This window comes from Thiomonas sp. X19 (assembly GCF_900089495.1).
Lineage (GTDB): Bacteria > Pseudomonadota > Gammaproteobacteria > Burkholderiales > Burkholderiaceae_C > Thiomonas_A.
The window spans coordinates 4,374,721-4,393,304 of record NZ_LT605203.1 but is presented as its reverse complement, the minus strand read 5'-3'; the positions used below and the strand labels follow the sequence as shown (position 1 = coordinate 4,393,304).

At 64.2% G+C, this 18,584-nt stretch carries 21 protein-coding genes and 1 tRNA gene; 13 read left to right on the top strand and 9 right to left on the bottom strand.

The window, feature by feature from the left end; genetic code table 11:
• Positions 1 to 386: 386 nt before the first annotated feature.
• The 12 genes from THIX_RS21530 to THIX_RS21475 all read left to right on the top strand — a co-directional run bounded on the left by THIX_RS21530 (position 387) and on the right by THIX_RS21475 (position 9,104).
• On the top strand, positions 387 to 743 hold the full coding sequence (locus THIX_RS21530) for a hypothetical protein (protein ID WP_112487840.1): 357 nt from the start codon (positions 387 to 389) through the stop codon (positions 741 to 743).
• A 120-nt stretch (positions 744 to 863) separates the two neighbouring features.
• Entirely contained in the window at positions 864 to 2,273 is a 1,410-nt protein-coding gene (locus THIX_RS21525; protein ID WP_371412975.1) for a tyrosine-type recombinase/integrase, read from the top strand.
• Between the two features lie 29 nt (positions 2,274 to 2,302).
• Entirely contained in the window at positions 2,303 to 2,629 is a 327-nt protein-coding gene (locus THIX_RS21520; protein WP_112487839.1) for a type II toxin-antitoxin system RelE/ParE family toxin, read from the top strand.
• Positions 2,626 to 2,934 (top strand): addiction module antidote protein, encoded by a 309-nt coding sequence (locus tag THIX_RS21515; RefSeq protein WP_112487838.1) that lies wholly within the window; start codon positions 2,626 to 2,628, stop codon positions 2,932 to 2,934. The genes THIX_RS21520 and THIX_RS21515 overlap by 4 nt, the downstream gene beginning before the upstream one ends.
• Positions 2,931 to 3,269 carry a helix-turn-helix transcriptional regulator gene (locus THIX_RS21510; protein ID WP_233224673.1) on the top strand — a complete coding sequence of 113 codons (339 nt, stop codon included), beginning with the start codon at positions 2,931 to 2,933 and terminating at the stop codon, positions 3,267 to 3,269. Before THIX_RS21515 ends, THIX_RS21510 begins: the two co-directional genes overlap by 4 nt.
• Positions 3,270 to 3,369: 100 nt before the next feature.
• Positions 3,370 to 4,743: a hypothetical protein gene (locus tag THIX_RS21505; RefSeq protein WP_112487837.1), complete on the top strand. Its 1,374-nt coding sequence runs from the start codon at positions 3,370 to 3,372 to the stop codon at positions 4,741 to 4,743.
• A gap of 126 nt (positions 4,744 to 4,869) precedes the next feature.
• Positions 4,870 to 5,091, top strand: coding sequence for a hypothetical protein (locus THIX_RS21500; protein WP_112487836.1), 222 nt, complete (start codon positions 4,870 to 4,872; stop codon positions 5,089 to 5,091).
• The gene (locus tag THIX_RS21495) at positions 5,091 to 5,441 is read left to right on the top strand and encodes a hypothetical protein (RefSeq protein WP_112487835.1); all 351 of its coding nucleotides are present in this window, start codon (positions 5,091 to 5,093) and stop codon (positions 5,439 to 5,441) included. The genes THIX_RS21500 and THIX_RS21495 overlap by 1 nt, the downstream gene beginning before the upstream one ends.
• Positions 5,438 to 7,363, top strand: coding sequence for an AAA family ATPase (locus THIX_RS21490; protein WP_112487834.1), 1,926 nt, complete (start codon positions 5,438 to 5,440; stop codon positions 7,361 to 7,363). The genes THIX_RS21495 and THIX_RS21490 overlap by 4 nt, the downstream gene beginning before the upstream one ends.
• 288 nt (positions 7,364 to 7,651) lie before the next feature.
• Entirely contained in the window at positions 7,652 to 8,026 is a 375-nt protein-coding gene (locus THIX_RS21485) for a single-stranded DNA-binding protein (RefSeq protein WP_112487833.1), read from the top strand.
• Positions 8,023 to 8,403, top strand: coding sequence for a hypothetical protein (locus THIX_RS21480; protein ID WP_112487832.1), 381 nt, complete (start codon positions 8,023 to 8,025; stop codon positions 8,401 to 8,403). The genes THIX_RS21485 and THIX_RS21480 overlap by 4 nt, the downstream gene beginning before the upstream one ends.
• On the top strand, positions 8,400 to 9,104 hold the full coding sequence (locus THIX_RS21475; protein WP_112487831.1) for a hypothetical protein: 705 nt from the start codon (positions 8,400 to 8,402) through the stop codon (positions 9,102 to 9,104). Before THIX_RS21480 ends, THIX_RS21475 begins: the two co-directional genes overlap by 4 nt.
• Positions 9,105 to 9,335: 231 nt before the next feature.
• Here the strand turns inward: THIX_RS21475 and THIX_RS21470 are convergent.
• From THIX_RS21470 to THIX_RS21430, 9 genes are all read right to left on the bottom strand, one after another.
• Positions 9,336 to 9,411 (bottom strand) — tRNA-Phe (locus THIX_RS21470).
• 117 nt (positions 9,412 to 9,528) lie between these two features.
• Positions 9,529 to 10,215, bottom strand: coding sequence for a response regulator (locus THIX_RS21465; RefSeq protein ID WP_112487830.1), 687 nt, complete (start codon positions 10,213 to 10,215; stop codon positions 9,529 to 9,531).
• 25 nt (positions 10,216 to 10,240) lie between these two features.
• Complete coding sequence (locus tag THIX_RS21460) at positions 10,241 to 12,502, bottom strand: ATP-binding protein (RefSeq protein WP_112487829.1); 2,262 nt, start codon at positions 12,500 to 12,502, stop codon at positions 10,241 to 10,243.
• Positions 12,466 to 13,077, bottom strand: a complete 612-nt coding sequence (locus THIX_RS21455) for a DUF4390 domain-containing protein (protein WP_112487828.1) — start codon at positions 13,075 to 13,077, stop codon at positions 12,466 to 12,468. The genes THIX_RS21460 and THIX_RS21455 overlap by 37 nt, the downstream gene beginning before the upstream one ends.
• Before the next feature lie 14 nt (positions 13,078 to 13,091).
• Entirely contained in the window at positions 13,092 to 14,483 is a 1,392-nt protein-coding gene (gene rsmB / locus THIX_RS21450) for a 16S rRNA (cytosine(967)-C(5))-methyltransferase RsmB (RefSeq protein ID WP_233224672.1), read from the bottom strand.
• Positions 14,484 to 14,545: 62 nt separating this feature from the next.
• Positions 14,546 to 15,013: a DsrE family protein gene (locus tag THIX_RS21445; protein ID WP_112487827.1), complete on the bottom strand. Its 468-nt coding sequence runs from the start codon at positions 15,011 to 15,013 to the stop codon at positions 14,546 to 14,548.
• Between the two features lie 339 nt (positions 15,014 to 15,352).
• Positions 15,353 to 15,820 (bottom strand): DsrE family protein, encoded by a 468-nt coding sequence (locus tag THIX_RS21440; RefSeq protein WP_112487826.1) that lies wholly within the window; start codon positions 15,818 to 15,820, stop codon positions 15,353 to 15,355.
• Positions 15,821 to 15,916: 96 nt separating this feature from the next.
• Positions 15,917 to 16,201, bottom strand: coding sequence for a hypothetical protein (locus THIX_RS21435; protein WP_112487825.1), 285 nt, complete (start codon positions 16,199 to 16,201; stop codon positions 15,917 to 15,919).
• 33 nt (positions 16,202 to 16,234) lie between these two features.
• Positions 16,235 to 17,527, bottom strand: a complete 1,293-nt coding sequence (locus THIX_RS21430; protein WP_112488542.1) for a glutamate-5-semialdehyde dehydrogenase — start codon at positions 17,525 to 17,527, stop codon at positions 16,235 to 16,237.
• 338 nt (positions 17,528 to 17,865) lie between these two features.
• Here THIX_RS21430 and THIX_RS21425 point away from each other — a divergent pair, with 338 nt between their 5' ends.
• Entirely contained in the window at positions 17,866 to 18,579 is a 714-nt protein-coding gene (locus tag THIX_RS21425) for a cytochrome c (RefSeq protein WP_112487824.1), read from the top strand.
• The last annotated feature ends 5 nt before the right edge of the window (positions 18,580 to 18,584 follow it).

The window sequence follows — 18,584 nt, the reverse complement described above, 5'->3', positions numbered from 1 at the left end:
TTCACGACACGACCGATAGTCAATGCCGAGGCACATCGGACGAGGCCGGTGCCAACAACACCATAGGCGCCGACCTGCGAACCGCCTTGGAAATGGCAAGGGCAGATCGAGCCATGGCAGATTGTCAGGTTCATCGCATGACCGCCGGGGCCATGGCCCGAGGTCACCCGCGCCGTCACCAAGGTGGCGCGGCGGCCTTCTTGACGGACGTCCCTGCTGCCGGCCGCGGATTGGAAACCCAGGGATGCGGCTCGGTGGTCATCGAGAGCCGCAGGATTCGGGCTGTGCAGGTGGAGACGAGGCCAGTGTCGTTGGACTGACCGCGCGCAAGAACGGGGGTGGAGCCCAGCCCGTGAGGTTGACGTCGTTGCAGATGCGGCCCCCTCGTGCCGATCGTTGGCAACAGGCCGATCAATTTTTCGTTGGCGCCAAAGGTCGACACGACTGACCTGCTGACATCCGAGTCAATGGGCTGGCCGGACGGCGCCTCCGCGCGTGAACAATTTCACACTTTGCCCAATTTTCGTCTGCCGCACCTGGCTTGTTTGCGCGAAATCATGGATTTTGCACAGCCCACGGGCCTAGGCTTCGTGTCACACATGAAGATCACTCCCCTGATACGTTTGCCAGACCTCGCGTCAGAAAAAACAAAGCCCCGTCACATGGACAGGGCTAAGTTGTTGATTCTGATTGGTGGCCAGGGACGGAATCGAACCGCCGACACGCGGATTTTCAATCCCTGAAAGTTGACATTTCCAAACGTTGACGGACGATGCTGTTTCAAGCAAAAACAATAACATAGGCGACATGTAGCGCATAAAAGCGTTTCCCATTATTCCCGAATGTGCCTAAAATTCCATTACATGGCCATTACATGGGCCACCTTGGAGGGCTTGGATATGGGCAAGCGCGAGAATTTCACAGCGGCACGGGTGGCAGAGTTCACATGCCAGGCAGGCAAGCAGCAGGCCATCTACTGGGACGCCAAGCAACCCGGTCTAGGGCTTCGCGTGACGGCGAGCGGTGCCCGCGCCTATGTGTTCCAAGGCTGGCTAGGTGCTGGCGCTGTGCGGGTGACGATAGGCCGCCCGGAAGTCTGGCCGCTCGAATCGGTATGGACGCTCGACAAGGCCAGCGGGCAGCGTGTGGAGGTGCAGCGTGGAGCGCGCCAGGAAGCCGCCCGGCTGAAGTCCCTGGTTGATGGTGGCATCAACCCAGCCGAGCAACGCCGCGAACAGGACGAAGTCAAAGCCGCAGCCCGTGTGCAGGCCAAAACCGAGCAGCAGCGCCAAGCACTGACAGTGGGTGAGGTGTGGACTGCTTACATGCAGGAGCGCCGCCCACACTGGGGAGAGCGGCACTTGTTGGACAACACGCGCATGGTGCAGCCCAGCGGCAAGCCGTCAAAGCGCCGGGGCGACAAGAGCAAGGCCCGCACAGCCGCGCCGCTTGCCGAGTTCATGCAGCTACCGCTGGCGCAGTTGGACGCCCCCACAATTGAGGCATGGGCAGCCCGCGAAGGCCAGGCGCGCCCCACATCGGCCCGGCTGGCATGGCGACTGCTGCGCGCATTCCTGACATGGTGCGCAGAGCATCCGCAATATGCAGACATCGTGCAGACGCCGAACCCGGCCAAGACCCGCCGCACCCGCGAAGCCCTGGGCAAGCCCGGCACGAAATCCGATGTGTTGACGCGGGAACAATTGCCCGCATGGTTCGCCCATGTGCGCCAGATTCAAAATCCGACCATCGCCTACGCACTGCAAATCATGCTGCTGACTGGTGCTCGCCCTGGTGAGGTGCTGGCGCTGCAATGGGAGGACATCAACACCCAGTGGCGCAGCATCGCCATTCGGGACAAGGTGGAGGGCGAGCGCATGATTCCGCTCACGCCTTATGTTGCGCAGCTACTCGCCAGCCTGCCGCGCCGCAATGAATGGGTGTTTTCCAGCCCCACAAGCGCCAGCGGGCAACTGTCTAGGCCGCACACGCCGCACGCGCGCGCCTGCAAAGCCGCTGGCCTTGACGATTTGACGCTGCACGGCCTGCGCCGTAGTTTCTCGACGCTCACGGAATGGCTGGAGATTCCCGCCGGTGTGGTGGCGCAAATCATGGGGCACAAACCCAGCGCCACGGCAGAGCGCCATTACAAGGTGCGCCCGCTGGACTTGCTGCGGGTTCACCATGAACGCATCGAGGCGTGGATTCTTGAGCAGGCCGGTATCGAGTTTCAGGCCGCGCAGGCATTGCCGACGCTGCGCCGTGTGCAGTAATTCAGTAGCCTTTACGCTACAATCTGCCCATGCTTGAAGTGCAAAGCTACTTGACAGACCAAGGGCAATGCCCCGTGCAGGACTGGCTGGCCGCTTTGCTCGACAGACAAGCCCGCGCCCGCATTGCAACCCGCTTGCTACGCCTGGAGGGTGGCAATCCGGGAGACTGCAAAGCCTTATCGGGTGGACTGTGGGAATTGCGCATTGACTGGGGGCCGGGCTACCGGGTGTATTACGCCCGCGCCGGTGCCCGCTTGGTACTGCTGCTGGCCGGTGGTGACAAGCGCACCCAGCAAGCCGACATCGCAACAGCCCGGCGATATTGGACAGACTGGCAACAAAGGAACGCACCATGAACGCATCACGCCCCCTGAATCAAACCATCGTCGAGTTGCTGCGGCAGGATGAAGGCTTTGCCGAGGAGCTACTGAATGCAGCCATCGACGAAGCCGACGAACCCGGAGGCCGCGAAGCCTTATTAGCCGCCCTTCGCAGCATTGCCGAAGCCAAAGGCATGCGCGCCATTGCCGAGGAAACCGGGCTCTCGCGTGAAACGCTCTATCGCACGCTTTCGCCGCGTGGCAATCCCACATTGCGCACGCTCATGGCCGTGACGCATGCCGCTGGCCTGCGCCTGCGGGTGGAAAAGGCGCAGGCATGAAACGCAACCTTGCCGCCGAACTGACGGAGGGCATGCAAGCTCTAGCCGCCTCACGCGCTGGCAAGACCCTGCAAAGCATCAAGCGCACCCTACTGGCCGTGCCCGAAGTGCGGGCCGAGTATGACGCCTTGGGGCATGAATTCGCCATTGCCCGCGAAATGATTGCAGCCCGCGTCCGCGCTGGCCTGTCGCAAGCCGAGGTTGCGCAGCGCATGGGCACGACGCAAAGCGTGGTGGCACGGCTGGAGAGTGGCAAGCGCCCGCCATCCCTGCGCAGCGTGCAGCGTTACGCGCAAGCCGCTGGAGCCCGCGCCGTGGTGCGCTTGGAGGCGTGAGCGTTTCGCGCCAGGCTACCCGACGGGGGAAAAAGCGGGAACCTTCGCCCGCCTGCCTGGTGCCCATGAATGAAGGGCCAGCGCGTGAAGGAGCGCAGACATGCCGCACTATGTAAACGACCCCGAGAATCCGGGCCAGCGTATCGACGTTATCGAACTGCTACGCCGCGACCCGCTGACGCCGCCTCCCGTCAACGTCGAGGGACTGCTAAAGCGCGACTTATGGACACGTCAAGAGGCCCTGCTGATTCTGGCCGGTCTTGCGCCGCACAACGTGGTGGGGACTGGTGGCATGCCAATAGGAATTATCCGCGCTGGCATCGTATATCTGGACGGCACAACATCGGCGCAGCTTGACGCGCACGGTTTGCAGCATCCCCGCGACCAAGAATGGCTGCCCGAGTTCATGGACTTGACCAGCTACGCGTCAGGGCAGGACATGAACGAGCACAAGACGCCGGCCGAATGGCTAGCGTGGGCTGATTCCAAAGCCTTTAAGCCCTATTGGCTGGAAGCAGCACGAATGGCTGGTTTGCAGCCGGGACGATTGCAAGGCGAGGGGCATGCAGCCCATTCCAAGCGCCAAGAAGCGGAAAAACGCGCCGCCGGACGCTACACCCTTTGGGACGCCGCAAAGCTGATAGGCGAACAATCCCACACGCCACATGAAGCTGTATTGGAGCGATTGATTGACGCAGCAACAACCCGTCAACTGCGCATTTATCGGGCTGGCGAAAACTTTTCGTATATCCCAGCCGAGCGCCGGAAAGTGCTTTACGGCCACGAAGCGAGTTCGTTCGACCTGAACGCATGGCTGGAGGTGCATGAGCCAACTATTGCGTGGCGTTTCCCTGAACCTGCCTGCCAGAAATCAACGCCAGCGGGCAATAGTCTTATCGAGGGCGAGGACGCGGCCGACTTTATCGAATGCGCGAACAACGAGGGCGAGCCTATCGACTGGCGCGACTGGGTTGCGGATAGGCCAGTGCTGAAGGCGGGTGAAGCCGCTCGACTTATGGCGGGGCTGGAGCCGCACACGCACGCCAGCTTGCAAATGGTTGGACGGCATGACTCTGCCTGGGCTGCCAAACGCAAGGCACGCGACTTTGAAGAAAAAGCGGCATCGCAGGGCATGGAGCGCGCAAGCCCTGCCGCCTGGCTGGCATGGGGCGAAAGCCAGGGCAAGGCTGTGCACATCGGTTTTCGCCTTGCCATGGAGCAATACGCAGCGCCAGCGGTAGAGGCTGCAACCGGCACACGGCCCATGAAGTGGCAGCGACACCAAGAGCAAGAAATCTTGCGCGTGCTGGCCGAAAAGGGTTTCACGGCAACCGCGTTACCGAAGCTGCCGAAGAAAAACAGAGCGGGTGGAGCGAAAGCGATTGTTCGCGCCGAGCTGAAATGGGAGGGCACCAAGTTCGATAAAGCGTGGGAGCGCCTGCGCCACAACAAAGACATACGCGACGCCGAGTAACACTACTCCCCCAAATTGGTGGAACGGGGGAGGGTTGCGGGGGAGGGTTGCGGGGGAGGATAGTCGGGAAATTCCAATCAATTCTGTTTTTCGTTACTGCACATGCAGGGACAAATCGGAGTTGATATGGAAACGTCGAATTACCCGCCCACACTTGCCGCGATTGCAGCAAACCGGGATTATTTGGACACCGCAGAGTTTGGCCGCGCCATCAAGCGCACAGGCCAAACCATCCGCAAGAACCTTTGCATTCAAGGGCACGCCTACGGTATTCGCCCGCACCGCGTTGGTGGTCGCCTTCTGTGGAGCGTGGCGGAAGTGGCGAAGCTGCTGCAAGGGGGTGCCTGATGGACGCCCAGAAAAAACAAACCCCCGGTGGCAGCCGGGGGCAGTCCGAGGCAGCACAGCAAGAGCTTTTCGAACAGCCTGCATTCTCCCCCGTTTGGCCGAACAACGCAACGAAGGAGGGGCAGCTACTCGCCGCTTTGCTCGACGGCGCGACCCTCAACCATCCTGAGTTTGGAAGCATCGCCCGGACATGGCGACTCGCCGCCTACGCTTGGTTGCTCAAGCGCAAAGGCTGGCACGTTCGGACGCTGACAGAGGACGGCCAGCCGTGGACTGGCAAATCCTGCGGCATCGCCCGGTACAGCCTGGAGCCTTCGGATATCAAGGCCGTGAAGGGAGCGCGCCCATGATGAACGGACACGATACCGAACGCGCCCGCAGCGCATTGCAGGCCATCCCGGCAGACTTGCCCCGCGAAGATTGGCACCGCGTAGGCCGCGCCGCAATCGCCGCAGGGTTGGACGTTGACGCCATCGACGCTTGGAGCAGCGCAGCGCCGAATTACAAGGGCGCAAAGGACGTGCAATCGGCATTTCGCAGCATCAAGCCGGACGGTGGCACAGGGCCGGGCACGCTGTTTCACCTTGCGCATCATCACGGATGGAAAGACACAGCAAAGCCGCAGCGCCAAGCAACCCCGCGCAGCGCACAGCCTGACGCTGCCGCTATCTGGGAGCAGTGCGAACCCGCAAGCCCACTGCATGGCTACATCGTGGCCAAGCGTGGCAACGCCGAAGGCTTGCGCCAGGTGCCCGCCGGTTCATCCCTGCGTATTGCCGGGCATGACGTTTCCGGCTGGCTTGTGGTGCCCTGCCGCACGCTGGCCGGTGAACTGCAAACCCTGCAATTCATCCCGCCGCCTGGTGCTGGCAAAAAGCTGAACCTTGCCGGTGCGAGCTTTGGCGACGGCCTGCACATCGTGGGCGAGATTGCGGACGCTGCATGCTGCTATGTGGTGGAGGGCATCGGCCAAGCATGGGCCTGCTGGCAAGCAACCGGGCAACCCGCCGCCGTGTGCTTTGGTGCGGGCCGCATGGGTGCCGTGGTGAAAGCCATCAAGGCGCAAGCCGTGCCGCTGGTGCTGGTGCCCGATGTGGGCAAGGAGGCGCAGGCCGAGGCCATCGCCCGCGAACACGGGTGCCAGGTGGTGCGCATGCCTGCCGATAAGCCCGCGAACTATGACGCGAGCGATTACGCCGCAGAGTTTGGAGCCGATGCGCTGGAGGTGCTGCTATCGACGCCTGCCGAACCCGAACGCCGCTACAAGCTGCGCACTGCCGCCGAACTGGCCGCACTGCCGCCGCTGGTCTGGCTGGTGCGTGGTGTGTTGCCTGCCGAGGGACTGGCCGCGCTGTTTGGCGCATCGGGCAGCGGCAAGACGTTTCTTGCCTTGGACGCCGCCGCCGCGATTGCCGAGGGCCGCCGCTGGTTTACCTATCGCGTGAGGCCCGCGCCCGTGGTGTATGTGGGCCTGGAAGGTGAGGCCGGGCTATCGCAGCGCGTGCAGGCATGGGATAAACACCACGGCAGGCCAGCGCCCGAAGGCTTGCGCTTTGTGGTGTCGCAGCCGTTCGATTTGCTCCAGCCGGATGATGTGGCAGAGCTTGCCGAGGCGTGCCGTGGTGCTGGTCTGGTGGTGCTCGACACGCTGAACCGCGCTGCGCCGGGTGTGGACGAAAACAGCAGCCAGGACATGGGCCGCATCATCGAAGCCGCCGCCGATTTGCAGCGCCGCATAGGTGGCCTGGTGCTGCTGATTCACCATGCTGGCAAAGACTCCACCAAAGGCATGCGGGGGCATTCCAGCCTACACGCCGCCCTTGATGCTGCCATCGAGGTGCGCCGGGATGGTGACGCCAGGGAGTGGCGCATTGCCAAGAGCAAAGACGGTGCCGACGCTGAGAGCATCCCGTTTCGGCTGGAGGTGGTAACGCTGGGCATTGAACCGGACGGCACGCCGGTTTCATCGTGCGCCGTGGTGGCAGACACCACACGGGCCGAGGTGCGCAAGGCACTGCCGCCGAAGTCCGGGAATCAACGCATCGTGTGGGACGCCTTGCCGGATGTGCTGAAAAAAGCCAGCCGCGAAGGCATGCCCGAATGTGTGCCAGCGGGAACGCCCTGCATCGGTGTGGAGGCCGCCATTGATGCGCTGCGGGGCCGCCTGCCGTGCGAAGCGAAGCGCCAGACAGAACGCGCACAGCAGGCCCTTACCGGACTCGCCGGACGGGGTTTGCTCCACATCGAAGGGGGGTGGTTATGGCTTGCCTGAACTTTCCCGCGATTCCCGAAATATCCCGAGAACGGGAACACCGGAACCCCGCGAGCTTTTCCCGCGATTCCCGCAGCAGCTATATAGCTGCGGGAAAGCGGGAAGCGGGAACCGGGCCGGGTGTGTGGTTGCAAAACCTTTCCCTGGAGCAAAGCCAAAACCTGGAGCCAAAGCCATGAACGCCGCCCGAACCTTCGCCCTGCTGGTGCTCTGCCTGCTGGCGCTGCCGCCTGCAACGATTGCAGCCCTTGCCCTGTATGTCCTGACCCGTGCCACTGGAGGCCGACCATGATTGACGCATTGATAGGTGGCACGCTACACGCCGCCGCCGAACAGAAAACCGGCCAAGCTGGCAAGCCGTTTGTGGTGTGCAAGGTGCGCACGCCGATGCAGAGCGGTGAAGCCTTGTTTGTGAACGTGATTGCCTTTGACAAGGCCGCATGCGCTGCGCTGCTGGCGCTGAACGCAGGGGAGCCGGTACACATCGCCGGAATGCTCACGCCGAAAGTGTGGACGCCAGCCAGTGGCGAGCCGCGCCCGGTGCTCGACATGCAGGCCCATGCGGTGCTAACGACCTACGCCGTGCAGCGCAAGCGCAAGGCCAGCGAAGCCCCTGCAAAGGCCGCCCTAGATCCGTTGGACGATGGGAGGCCGTGGGAATGAGCGCATCACAGCGAAACAAGGGCGCATCGGGCGAGCGCGAACTGTTCGCCGCCTTGTCTGAATTGATGGGCTACACGGTGCGCCGGAACATCGGCCAGACCCGCGCCGGTGGTGCTGACGGCCTGGACGTGCCCGGCTGGGCCATAGAGTGCAAGCGGTGCGAGGCGCTGGCAATTCCGGCATGGTGGCAGCAGGCACGCAGACAGGCCGAGGCGATGAACCGCAAGCCGGTGCTGTTCTATCGCCAGAGCCGCCGCCCTTGGCTTGCCGTGGTGGACGCCGCCGAGCTTGCCCCGGCCATCTTCGCGCCAGGCCGTGAACTGGCAACCCTTCGACTTGAGGCCGCCGCGCAGTTGATGCGGGCGGGTATGCGATGACGAAACCCAGAGCAACCAAGCTGCCGCCCGCCGCCAGCCAGGACGAAGCGGCATTTCTCGCCGCGCAAGAGCAGCGTATCGAACAAGGCATTGCACGCGCTGGTGCCATTGCACGCGGCAACTATCAAACCGCCCACGTTGCCGAGGCATTCGCGCGCCGCACGTTTGCTGAAACGCCACTGGGCGACGTAGCGCGGGCCATCAAGCAGGCAGGCGATGCGGTGTCTAGTGGCGACTTGTCAGGACTGGAGCACATCCTTACCGGGCAAATCGTGGCGCTGCATGGCGTATTCGTTGATTGCGCCATGCGAGCGCAGGGCAATATGGGCCAGTACCTGAACGCGGCAGAGAGCTATATGCGGCTGGCGCTCAAGGCGCAGGCTCAATGCGCCCGCACAGCCGAAGTGCTGGGCAACCTTCGCGCTGGCCCGACCATCTTTGCCAAGCAAGCGAACGTGACGACCGGCCCTCAGCAGGTGAACAACGGCAATTTCGAGAGCAGTACGCACGCGCGCACGCACGCCCAAGAAGCGCCGAAGCCAGCAAACGAACTATTGGAAGACGCAACCCATGAGCAGCAGCAAAGGATGGTCCCCGGAGCGCAGGCAGCGCCAGCGCGAGGCAATCAGGCAGTGGAGGCCGTGGGAGCAGTCAACCGGGCCGAGGACGCCCGAAGGCAAGGCCAAGGCGGCAGCCAATAGCACGAAGCACGGCCTGTTTGATGCCGAGCATCGCGCGCTGTTGCGGTGGGCTATCGAAGCCCTGCGGGAGCAGCGGCAGGCCCTTGATGAGCTATGAACGACGCCCGGCCATCGCGCCGGGTTTGTCGTTTCTGGAGCAGCCATTCCCGCACAGACATTACACAGCCATTACATGAGCGCCGGGCAACAAAAAGCCCAGCGGGTAAAGCTGGGCCAAGTGCTTGATTTTATTGGTGGCCAGGGACGGAATCGAACCGCCGACACGCGGATTTTCAATCCGCTGCTCTACCGACTGAGCTACCTGGCCGAAAACTGGACGCGAGCGCTGGGCGCTGCGAGTTGGCTTGAATCGACATGCTGTTTGCAAAGCCGCCGCAAACAAAGCGCGCAATCATAGCAAATTAAGGTTCGGTTGCTGCCGCGATCACTCCGACTGGCCATCGTCAACGGGTGGGGAGTGACTGGTGCCTTGGTTCTTGCGCCCGGTGCGCCCCCAGTCGACACCCAGTTGTTTGAGCTTGCGATAGAGATGAGTGCGCTCGAGACCGGTCTTGTCGGCGACGCGGGTCATGCTGCCGCCCTCACGGGCGAGGTGGAATTCGAAATAGGCCCGCTCGAAGTCGTCACGCGCCTCGCGCAGCGGCCGGTCGAGGGTGAACGATTGTTCGGCGATGAGCGTGAGCGGCGGCGGCTCGGGCAGGCTGGGCGCCGGCGCGGTCAAGGCCACATCTTGATGGGTTTTCGGTGCTGGCTTGCTCAGGCCTTGTTCGACGGCGCGCAGCAGTTTTTGCAGGGCGATGGGCTTTTCGAGAAAGGCCATGGCGCCGATGCGGGTGGCTTCCACGGCGTTGTCGATGGTGCCGTGCCCCGACATCATGATGACGGGCATGGTGAGTTGCCCGGCGCTGGCCCATTCCTTGAGCAGGGTCACGCCGTCGGTGTCGGGCATCCAGATGTCGAGCAGCACCAGATCGGGCTGGTGTCGCAGGCGCACCTCGCGAGCCTGCTGGGCGTTCTCGGCGGCCTCGACAGCGTGGCCTTCGTCACTCAAAATCTCGGACAACAAATCGCGAATGCCGATTTCGTCGTCCACCACCAAGATGCTTGCCATACGCTGAGGGTTCCGGGGTTTGCCGTCATGCAGCGCTTGCGGGCGCGGGGCATGTCACAGCGGGAAATATAAGAGATACACGCGCACCATGCGCATGGGTTGACGTGGGCAGATTCTGCACCTCGACCCGTGCATGGTGCTCCTCGGCGATTTTCTTCACCACCGCCAGGCCGAGTCCGGTTCCGCGCGCCTTGGTGGTGACATAGGGTTCGAAGGCACGGGCGATGATTTTTTCGCTAAACCCCGGGCCGCTGTCGGCCACGGAAAGCCTCACCCGCTGGGCTCCACTATTGGCGGAACGGAAGGTCTCGGTGCGAATGCAGACCTCACGATGTGCTTGCCCAGCGACGGCATCGAGTGCATTTTGCAGCAAGTTGTGGATGACCTGACGCAACTGGGTGGCATCACCCTCGATGCAAGGCAGCCCGGGGGCCAATTCGGCCCGCACCAGGGGGGCTTCCTCGCCGTCGCGCGCAATCATGCCGCTGTAGAGGTTGAGCACATCGCCCACGAGGGCGTTGAGGTCCATCGGGGCGAGTTCGGTGGCCGGTGTGCGGGCGTAGTCGCGGAATTCGTCGACCATGCGGCGCATGGCCGTGACCTGGTTGACGATGGTGTTGGTGGCGCGGCCGAGCATGTCGCGGTCGGCACCGACGAGTTTGCTTTCCAGCTTCATCTGCAAACGCTCCGCCGAGAGCTGGATGGGCGTGAGCGGGTTCTTGATTTCATGGGCCAGGCGTCGTGCCACCTCGCCCCAGGCGAGCGAGCGCTGCGCCGAAATGAGTTCGCTGATGTCGTCGAACACCACCACGGCGGCTGCCTGCCCGGGCAGGGACAGACGCGCACCGCGCACCAGCAGCGTGAGCGCGGTCTCGCTGCCCTGCGGGGTGTAGTCGATCTGCTTGAGCCAGTGGTCGGCGCCGCCGCTGCCGGCAAGCTCCTGGAAGGCCGCATCGATGGCGGCGGCGAAGGGCTTGAGACTCTCCACGCTGTCGATGGTCTGGCCGATGGAACCTTGCAGCGGCAAGCGCAGCACGCGCGTGGCGCTGGGATTGGCCAGGGTCAGGCGCATGCCGTCACCCAGCACCAGCACGCCGGCCGAGAGGTTGTCGAGCACGCTTTGCAAATAGGCACGCGAGGCCTCGAGGGCATGCCGGCTGGTTTCGGCTTGTTGCCGGGCCTCGGACAATTGCGCGGTCATGTCGTTGAACGAGCGCGTGAGGGTGCCGAGTTCGTCGGCCGACTGCAGCTCGGGACGCGGCCGCAGGTCGCCGCCGGCCACGGCCTTCATGCCGTCGGCCAACAACAGCAACGGGCGCGCCAACTGGTTGCCCAGCAACACGGCCATCAGCACCGCGGCGAACACGGCGAGAAACAAGGTGAGGGTCAGGGTTGAGATGTACATGCGGCGCAGGCCTTCACGCCCGAGCGCACGCTCCTGATATTCGGCGTAGGCGCGCTGCACCTCGAGCGCGCTGCGGGAGATGGCCGACGGCACGTTCTGCACCAGCATGAGGTAGCGCTGGTGCCCCGGCAGCAACAGGCTGCGCGCAGGCAGCGGTACGACCACGCGCAGCTTGAGATTCTGGTTCTCGCCGGCGATGCCGTCGTCGCCGCCCTCGACACTGGCCAGTTGGCCCATGAGGCGTAACTGGCGCATGGATTCATTCCCCGGCAAATCGGGCACCAGGGCGAATGGATTGCCGCCTGCCGTGGCCAGGACGTTGCCATTGCTGTCGAACACCGTGGCCTGCTCGACGCCGAGTTGCTGCAACAGTTGCTCCAGCTCCATGGGCGCGACGGCGCCATGGGCATCGATGATCTGGCTGGCGACATTGCGCCCCTTGGCCTGCAGGTCGGCCAGCATGACGTCGAGCGTGGTGCGGCCGAGGTTGAGGCCCGAGTCGAGCGCACGCTCGACCTTGACGTCGAACCAGGTCTCGATGCTGCGTGCGACAAACTGGTAGGAGACGACATAAATCACCGCCCCCGGCAGCACGCCCACGAGCACGAACACCGTGGCCAGCTTGAACAGCAGGCGGCTGCCGAAACGCCGCTGGCGCAGCCGCCACAACAGGCGCGAAGCGAGGCCGACGATGAGCAGCAACAGCAGCCCCGCCACGGCGATGTTGATCCAGTACAGCACGCCAAAATAGGGGTTGATGGCCTGCGTGTTCTTGGTGGACACCGCCAGTAGGAACACCAGGAACACCACCAGCGGCAGGCCTGAGGCCAGCGCCGCCCAGGCGGCTACCCGGGTGATGCGGTTGACTGTGGCGGTTTCCATGTGAAGTTGGCGCGGGGAAAATCGGCTTGCAGCTGCCAGTCGACCTGGGAGCTGACGTTGATCTGAAACGGGCGCGGCAACTGCGACAAATCGAGCTCGAAACTGGCGTACACGCTATAGCTCTGGCCAACCACAAGGTCTTTGGCGTCGGCCACTTTCAGATGCAGCGCATGCTGCACCTGACTGAGCGCCTCGTCGAGGCTGTTGTAGCTCTTTTGCAGCGCGCCGGTGGACACACGGTACTTCTCCAGCAGCGGCTGATAGGCCAGGCGGGTGAGGACTTGGGCGGTGCCGATTTTCTCGTCGAACCACCACCAGCGCCCGCGCACCACCTCGATGCGGGTGAGGAAATAGAGCGGAATGCCGCGGTGCAGCGCATCTTCCAGCGCACGCGGCAGAGCAAACACCACGGTGGCGCTGGCGTAAAGACCATCCGCCTCCTGATCCAGGCTCAGTGGCTGGGCATCGACCGTGGCCGCTCGGGCATGGTCGGCCCAGATGCCAGCGGTCAAGGCCAGCCCGAAGGCGATGAGTCCGCGGCGGCGAATGGGGTCAGGTGCCTGCGGTCGGCTCATGCGAAGGGGTGGTTTCAGTGTTCGGTGCGCTTGGCAAACAGGGCGTAGTAAAAGCCATCGCGTTCAGGCGAGCGACTCGGGAGGATTTGCCCTGGCGCGGTCCATGCTAACGCATCGTCATGCCGCCGCAGGAAGGCCGCAGCTTGCTCGCTGCCCTCTTCAGGAAACACCGAACATGTGGCGTAAAGCAGCTGCCCGCCAGGAGCCAAAAGAGGCCAAAGCGCTTCCAGCAAAGCCGCTTGCTGCACGGCCAGCGCGGGGATGTCGGCATCCTGGCGCAGCCAGCGGATGTCGGGGTGGCGGCGCACGATGCCGGAGGCGCTGCAGGGCGCATCGAGCAGGATGCGGTCGAACGCGCGGCCATCCCACCACGACGCCGTCTGTGCGGCGTTGGCGGCAACGACCTGCGCCTGCGGCAGGCGCAGGCGCGCGAGCGTGGCACCGATGCGCTCGGCGCGCGTGGCGTCGTGGTCCAGCGCCAGCACCTCGCAATCGGCACGCTCCAGGATATGGGCCGTCTTCCCGCCCGGAGCGGCGCAGGCGTCGAGCACACGCATGCCATCCCGGGCATCCAGCAGGCCGGCGGCGAACTGGGCGGACGCATCTTGCACGCTCACGGCGCCAACGTCGAACAGCGGCAAGTCCTGCACCGGCACGGGCCTGTGCAGGATCAGCGCCTGTTCCAGTCCGGGAGTTGCGGGCGCGGCGGCCTCCATGCCCTGCGCCCGCAGCAAGGCGAGGTAGGCGCCGCGGTCGCCCCAGCGGGCATTCACGCGCAGGGTCATGGCCGGGCGCTGGGCGGCAAGGTCCAGCAAGTTCGCCCAATCCTGCGGGTACGCCGCGCGCATGCGCTGCACCCACCAATCCGGATGGTTGTAGCGCGCGGGGTCTCCTTGCATCACTGCTTGCAGCAGGTTTTCGCGCTCGGTTTGCAAGCGGCGCAGCAAGGCATTGACCAGGCCGCGCGCATGCCGGGTCTTGGGCCTCAAGACACAAGCCTGCACCGCCTGGTTGATCAAGGTGTGATCGGGATAGAGAGGCGGGGCGCCGAGGGAGTCCGCTTGCGGACTGCGGGGGGCGCTTAACAATGCGATGGCGACCAGTAGCAACTGTTCGAGTTCGGGTGGCTTGATGCGCTTGGGGTGCAGCGCAGCGAGCAAGGCCTGCGCCCGGCCGAGGCCACGCAAAACCTCGAAGCTGAGGGCCTGCGCCGCGCCGCGTTCGGCCGCGCTCCAGTGTCCAGTCTTGGCGAGCTGGGGCAGCGCCGAAGCGAGGGATTGCCCCGTCAGGACGCAGCCGAGCAAATCGGCGGCAGCTCGAAGGTCGAGGTGCAAGGGACGCCGCGCGACCGTCGGCGAGCGAGCGTCAGGCCGGATGGCGGCGGTGGTTTCGATGGCGATGTTCACGCGGCGCGATGATGCAGCGCCGCACGCATGGCGTCAACCACGAGGGATGCGCGATGGCGCCATCAAGGACAGATATAGGCGTAACCCTCGCGGTATTGCAGATTGGCCGCTTCGGACACGCCGGAGGGGACGATGGAAGCGTCGAGCAACACGCGGTCTTTGGCAATCTTGCGATTGGTCAGGGTGTTGTTGCAAACCCGGAACGACACCCCTTGCGAGGCCAGGCCGCCGACCAGCCCGGCGAACTCGGCACCTTTTCCGTCGACCGCGCCGTTGAGCATGAAGTCGATGCCGGCGCCGTTACCCACAACCACGATCTTGGCCGTGGGCTCGGCGGAGAGGTGATTGCGCACATTGCCCAGGCAGCGCGAGGCTTGCGCGTCACCCTGGGTGATGTGATAGACCACCCTGACCGGGCCATCCGCGTCGGCACGGCCGGCGGCCCGGGCGCTGGTGGAGAACGCCGCAGCACCTGCAGCGGCCGATGCCAGCAGCACTTTGCGACGGATGGGGGTGGGCGTGGATGTCATGGCAAGTCTCCTCGATTCAGCAGTAGGGGGATGTGTTCTTGGACGGTTGCTGGGCAGGCGGAGTGGGACATGCCGGCACCCGACAAAGCGATGGCAAAAAGCCGCAGGCCAATGCCTGCGGCGATGATGCAAGCGTTTGCCATGAAACACAACCAGGTGTAACGCTCACCGAGTGGAAATTCGGGCTGGCGTTGCGACGGCAGATGTTGATCACCACCATTCGGTTGCCTGGGATTTGATGGCAGCCAAGGAATGGTCGAGCGACCACGATTGCGTCTTGTCCAATTTTTTGGCGCGGCGCCAGGAAGCGCGAGGGAGCGCAGACGAAAAGCTGCCGAATCAGGGCTTGATGTAGTACCAGCCCTCGGACTGCAGCTTGACCAGTTCGTACACCCCGGCCGGCACGAGGGTGGCTTCGAGCACCAGCCGCTCCTTGGGAATCTTGAGGAAGGTCATGGTGTTGTTGCAGGCCTTGAACTGCACGCCCTGGTTGGCCAGATCGCCGATCAGCCCCTCGAACAGCGCGCCTTGCGGGGTCTTGGTGCCATTCAGCAGGAAGTGGATGGCCTTGCCGTAGCCCACGACGATGAAGCGCATCTTGGGATCGAGCTGCAGCACGTTCTGGATGTTGATCAGGCCTTCGTAGGCCTGCTCCAGGCCGTCGCTCATCTGCATGGCCACTTTCCACGGCTCGCTGGAAATAGCCTGGGCCGTCACCGGCCCTTGGCTTTGGGCCTGGGCCAGCCCTGCGGCGCCAAGGCTGGCGAGACCGGCGCCGAGAAATTTGAGGCGATCACGAGGGTTCATGCTTGATTCTCCAAAGGCAGCAAGGTGCGGCTCGGTCGCCGGGTGGGCCCGGCTTGGGTTGGTGACTGGGACCGGTTTGGGGAGAGCGCCGGCAGCTCAGGGCGGTAGCGGGCGCAAGCTGATGCGATGCAAGCTCCAGCGACGGCGCCGCGCCAAGGCGCGGTAAGGCCAGTAGCCCACCAAGGTGGCGAACATCAGGGCCAGGGCATTGAACAACACAGCGCCCAGGAACAGACCGAGCACTTGGCCCGGACCGAGTTCCCGCCAATAAAGCCCCACGGCGATGGCGGCGTTGACCACGCCGACGCCCATGCCAATGGCCGCGGTGATGCGCAGCAGAGTGGGCAGGGTGATGATGCCGGTGAGATGCTGAGGTGTCATGGAGGTTTGTGCAGGTGCAGCAGCTCAGTTGCGTCAGGTGCGAATTTCGCCGTCGCCCAGCACCATCCATTTCTGGCTGGTGAGGCCTTCCAGCCCGACGGGGCCACGCGCGTGAAACTTGTCGGTGGAAATGCCGATCTCGGCGCCCAGGCCGAATTCGAAACCGTCGGAAAAACGGGTGGAGGCGTTGATCATCACCGTGGCGGAATCGACCTCGCGCACAAAGCGCATGGCATGCGCGTGGTTCGAGGTGAGGATGGTGTCGGTGTGCTGCGAGCCGTAGCGGTTGATATGGGCAATGGCCGCATCCACGTCCGGCACCAGCTTGATGGAGATGATGGGCGCGAGGTACTCGGTGCCCCAGTCGGCCTCGGTGGCGTCGCGCAGCAGCGGCGCGGCGCCGGGCACGGCCTGCAGCAAGGCGCGGCTGTCGGCGCAGCAGCGCATTTCCACGCCTTTTTGCGCGAACACGGTGCCGATGCGGGGCAGGAAATGGGCCGCTGCATCGCGCGCCACCAGCAGTGATTCGGCGGCGTTGCAAGGGCTGTAGCGCTGGGTCTTGGCGTTGTCGGTGACGCGCACGGCCATGTCGAGATCGACCTCGGCGTCCACATACACATGGCAGTTGCCGTCCAGGTGTTTGATCACCGGCACGCGGGCTTCGGCACTGATGCGCTCGATCAGCCCCTTGCCGCCGCGCGGAATGATGACGTCCACATACTGCGGCATGGTGATCAGTGCGCCCACGGCGGCGCGGTCGGTGGTGGGCACGAGCTGCACGGCATCGGCAGGAAGGTCGGCCTCCACCAGCGCCAACGCCACCAGGGCGGCCAGCGCGCGATTGCTGTGGATGGCCTCGGAGCCGCCGCGCAGGATGACGGCGTTGCCCGACTTGATGGCCAGCGAGGCGGCCTCGATGGTGACGTTGGGGCGGCTCTCGTAAATCATGCCGAACACGCCGAGCGGCACACGCATGCGGCCGACGGTGATGCCGCTGGGGCGGCGGCGCAGATCGGTCATTTCGCCGATGGGGTCGGGCAGCGCGGCGACTTGCTCGCAGCTCTCGGCCATTTGCGCGACGACCTTGTCGCCCAGCGTGAGCCGATCGACGAAGGCCGCTTCCAACCCGGCGGCGCGCGCGGCGCCCAGATCCAGCGCATTGGCATCGCGCAGTTCGGCGGCATGCTCGTGAATCAAGCCGGCCAAGGCCAGCAAGGCGCTGTTCTTGGCCGCGGTGGAGGCGCGCGCCATGGCGCGCGAAGCGGTGCGCGCACGAGCGCCGATGTCGGTGACCAGGGCGTGAATGGAATCGTCGGCGACTTGCATCATGGTGGTGCCTGGATGAGAACAGCTGGGGCCATGCCGCGCAGCCGCCACGTTCGCGGAAGGGTTCAGCGTTCATTGTCGCAAACTGCGGGCTGGCATGCGCGGCGTCTATCGGAAAAATTGATGGCCGTGACGCAAACATTGCGTACGACATGGCGACCATGTTTCCCTAAGCTTGGGTGACTTGCCAGCCCAACCAGGCCTCGTTGCCCCCACCGAAGGACAGCATTGCGAATGCCGTCATGCCAAGACATGCCGCACAACTTTCGTAACACCTCAGAACTGACTCTGCGCCTAAGCTATACCGGGTTTCCCCTGAAGTCCTGGAGCCGCCGCCCATGAAAACCAAGCTCGCCACCCGCCAGTTCCGGTTCAGCAGCTCAAGATCAGGGCTTTTCCTTGCCACCGCCTTCGCCCTGATGGGGCCTGCTGTCGCCAGTTTTGCCGCCGCACCCAGCGCCACCGAGCCTGCCCTGCATGGCGCTGGCAGCGCAGTTCCTGCCATCATCTCCACCTGCATCGCCTGCCACGGCGCCAAGGGCGAGGGCAATACCGCGGCAGGCTATCCCCGGCTGGCCGGGCTGCCAGCGGTCTACATCGCCCAGCAATTGCACAGCTTTACGCGCGGCACGCGGGTCAACGGCCTGATGAGCCCGATGGCCAAGGGTTTGAACGACGGCCAGATCACCGCGATTGCGCACTACTACAGCAGCCTGCTGCCACCCACGCTCGCCTACGGCCCCATGCCTGCTGCAGCCCAGGCTGAACTGGGTCAGCGCCTTGCCGAGCGCGGCGACTGGAGCGTGGGTATTGCTTCGTGCTTCCGCTGCCACGGGCCAGGCGGCGTGGGCGTTGCGCCCAACTTCCCGCCCCTCGTGGGCCAGCCTGCGGGCTATATCGAGGCCCAGATCAAGGCCTGGAAGGACGGCAGTCGGCATAACGACCCGCAAGGACTGATGCACACCATCGCCCTGCGCCTAAGCGATGCGGATGCCCAAGCGGTGGCCATCTGGCTGGCGGCGCAAAAGCCCATGGCCGTGAAGACGCATTGATGCCG

What these genes read in the sequence shown, in the direction of transcription:
- THIX_RS21525 (WP_371412975.1), top strand. Translation starts at nt 864, where the DNA reads ATGGCCATTACATGGGCCACCTTGGAGGGCTTGGATATGGGCAAGCGC.
- THIX_RS21520 (WP_112487839.1), top strand. Translation starts at nt 2,303, where the DNA reads ATGCTTGAAGTGCAAAGCTACTTGACAGACCAAGGGCAATGCCCCGTG.
- THIX_RS21515 (WP_112487838.1), top strand. Translation starts at nt 2,626, where the DNA reads ATGAACGCATCACGCCCCCTGAATCAAACCATCGTCGAGTTGCTGCGG.
- THIX_RS21510 (WP_233224673.1), top strand. Translation starts at nt 2,931, where the DNA reads ATGAAACGCAACCTTGCCGCCGAACTGACGGAGGGCATGCAAGCTCTA.
- THIX_RS21505 (WP_112487837.1), top strand. Translation starts at nt 3,370, where the DNA reads ATGCCGCACTATGTAAACGACCCCGAGAATCCGGGCCAGCGTATCGAC.
- THIX_RS21500 (WP_112487836.1), top strand. Translation starts at nt 4,870, where the DNA reads ATGGAAACGTCGAATTACCCGCCCACACTTGCCGCGATTGCAGCAAAC.
- THIX_RS21495 (WP_112487835.1), top strand. Translation starts at nt 5,091, where the DNA reads ATGGACGCCCAGAAAAAACAAACCCCCGGTGGCAGCCGGGGGCAGTCC.
- THIX_RS21490 (WP_112487834.1), top strand. Translation starts at nt 5,438, where the DNA reads ATGATGAACGGACACGATACCGAACGCGCCCGCAGCGCATTGCAGGCC.
- THIX_RS21485 (WP_112487833.1), top strand. Translation starts at nt 7,652, where the DNA reads ATGATTGACGCATTGATAGGTGGCACGCTACACGCCGCCGCCGAACAG.
- THIX_RS21480 (WP_112487832.1), top strand. Translation starts at nt 8,023, where the DNA reads ATGAGCGCATCACAGCGAAACAAGGGCGCATCGGGCGAGCGCGAACTG.
- THIX_RS21475 (WP_112487831.1), top strand. Translation starts at nt 8,400, where the DNA reads ATGACGAAACCCAGAGCAACCAAGCTGCCGCCCGCCGCCAGCCAGGAC.
- THIX_RS21465 (WP_112487830.1), bottom strand. Translation starts at nt 10,215, where the DNA reads ATGGCAAGCATCTTGGTGGTGGACGACGAAATCGGCATTCGCGATTTG.
- THIX_RS21460 (WP_112487829.1), bottom strand. Translation starts at nt 12,502, where the DNA reads ATGGAAACCGCCACAGTCAACCGCATCACCCGGGTAGCCGCCTGGGCG.
- THIX_RS21455 (WP_112487828.1), bottom strand. Translation starts at nt 13,077, where the DNA reads ATGAGCCGACCGCAGGCACCTGACCCCATTCGCCGCCGCGGACTCATC.
- THIX_RS21445 (WP_112487827.1), bottom strand. Translation starts at nt 15,013, where the DNA reads ATGACATCCACGCCCACCCCCATCCGTCGCAAAGTGCTGCTGGCATCG.
- THIX_RS21440 (WP_112487826.1), bottom strand. Translation starts at nt 15,820, where the DNA reads ATGAACCCTCGTGATCGCCTCAAATTTCTCGGCGCCGGTCTCGCCAGC.
- THIX_RS21435 (WP_112487825.1), bottom strand. Translation starts at nt 16,201, where the DNA reads ATGACACCTCAGCATCTCACCGGCATCATCACCCTGCCCACTCTGCTG.
- THIX_RS21430 (WP_112488542.1), bottom strand. Translation starts at nt 17,527, where the DNA reads ATGCAAGTCGCCGACGATTCCATTCACGCCCTGGTCACCGACATCGGC.
- THIX_RS21425 (WP_112487824.1), top strand. Translation starts at nt 17,866, where the DNA reads ATGAAAACCAAGCTCGCCACCCGCCAGTTCCGGTTCAGCAGCTCAAGA.